This window comes from Rhodococcus sp. A14 (genome assembly GCF_011603105.1).
Lineage (GTDB): Bacteria > Actinomycetota > Actinomycetes > Mycobacteriales > Mycobacteriaceae > Rhodococcus_F > Rhodococcus_F opacus.
This window is the reverse complement of sequence record NZ_JAAOQS010000253.1, coordinates 1-1,706: the sequence shown is the minus strand read 5'-3', so window position 1 is coordinate 1,706 and position 1,706 is coordinate 1. Positions and strand designations below refer to the sequence as shown.

Genomic DNA, 1,706 nt, shown 5'->3' with positions numbered 1-1,706 from the left:
CCTAGGAGCGTGGGTCGGTAACACGCCGGGCGGGGTGTTCGGGTGATGGTCGGGTATGCGAGATGATGGGGCGTGCCTGATGATCTCGATGATGGTGGGTTGTTCGAGGTAGACCCTGTGCAGCGGGTCGAACCCGATTTCGGGGTGCCGAAGCGGCCGGTGGACAAGACGTTCCGGGCGTTCGACCCGGAACAGGGGTTGTTGCTGCCGCCGTCGCTCGACGACTGGCTGCCGGCCGAGCATCTGGCCCGGTTCATCGCCGAGCTGGTCGACGAGCATCTGGACCTGTCCCGGATCCGCGCCGCCTACACCGAGGGCCGCGGCGCCCCACCCTATGATCCGCGGCTGATGGTGCGGATCCTGCTCTATGGATACACCACCGGGGTGCGCTCGTCTCGGGCGATCGAGGGCAAATGCGTCGATGACGTGCCGTTCCGGTGGCTTGCCGCGGGCGCGGCCCCGGACTATCGGGCGATCGCCCGGTTCCGCAAGCGGCACCTGTCCGCGCTCGGCCACCTGTTCGTGCAGGCATTGGCGTTGTGCCAGGCCGCGGGCATGGTCCGGCTGGGCCGGGTCGCCCTGGACGGGACGAAGGTGCGGGCGAACGCCTCCAAACGCAAGGCGATGAGCTACGCCCGCATGTCAGAGAAGGAGAAGGTCCTCGCCGACGAGGTCTCGGCCCTGCTGACCGAGGCCGAACGGATCGACAAGGCCGAAGACGCCCGCTTCGGCCGGAACAACCGCGGCGACGAGCTGCCCGAGGAGCTGCGGCGCCGAGAAACCCGGCTGGCGACGATCCGGGCGGCGAAGGCCGCCCTCGAGGAAGATGCCCGGCAGGCGGCGCGGGAGCGGGCCGAGGCGAAGGCCCGCGACCGCGGCGACGACAATGACACCGCCGCGGGGGCGGGCACGGGCGCGGCCGGTAAGGCGACGCCGAAACCGAAGGCGCAACGCAACTTCACCGATCCGGACTCGAAGATCATGCTGACCGGCGACGCAGCCTTCCAGCAGTGTTACAACGCGCAGGCCGTGGTCGACGAGAAACATCAGGTGATCGTGGCCACCGACGTGAACACCAACGCCGCCGATGTCGGCAATCTAATGCCGATGACCGAACAGACCGCGGCGAACACCGGGCAAGTCCCGGACCAGGTCCTCGCCGACGCCGGCTACTGCTCGGCCGACAACCTCGACCGCGCCGCCGAGTTCGCCGACGCACACGGCACCGAGTTCTATGTCGCGACCGGACGCCGGCGCCGTGACGACCCGCCACCGATCGCGCCGCGCGGGCGAATCCCCAAGTCCGCGAACGGCAAGCAACGAATGGCCCGCAAGCTGGCCACCCGGAAGGGCCGCAACGCATACGCTCGCCGCAAGGCCATCGTCGAACCGGTCTTCGGTCAGATGAGCACCCTGCAGAACGCCAAACAATTGTTGCTCCGCGGACTCGACCAGGCCCGCGGCGAATGGCTGCTGCTCGCCGCCTGTCACAACCTCCGCAAGCTCCACGGCGTAGTCGGTGTCCACGGCCTCGCGGCCCTCGCCGCGAGCTGACCTCCCGGTCAGCCGCCACCCGCAGAGCTCGGTACGGACACCCGCGCAACCTGCGCTCATCCCGAACCAATCTGCCCACCCACCGCCGGCCCAATCGACTCCGGCGCACCCTGGCAACGATCCCGATTGGCAATACAGACCCACGCTCCTAG

Annotated in this window: 1 protein-coding gene; it reads left to right on the top strand. The window is 68.9% G+C overall.

Going from position 1 to position 1,706, the window contains the following annotated elements; genetic code table 11:
• Positions 1 to 117: 117 nt before the first annotated feature.
• A complete protein-coding gene (locus G9373_RS45155) occupies positions 118 to 1,554 on the top strand; it encodes an IS1182 family transposase (protein WP_167121308.1) in 1,437 nt (478 codons plus the stop codon).
• The last annotated feature ends 152 nt before the right edge of the window (positions 1,555 to 1,706 follow it).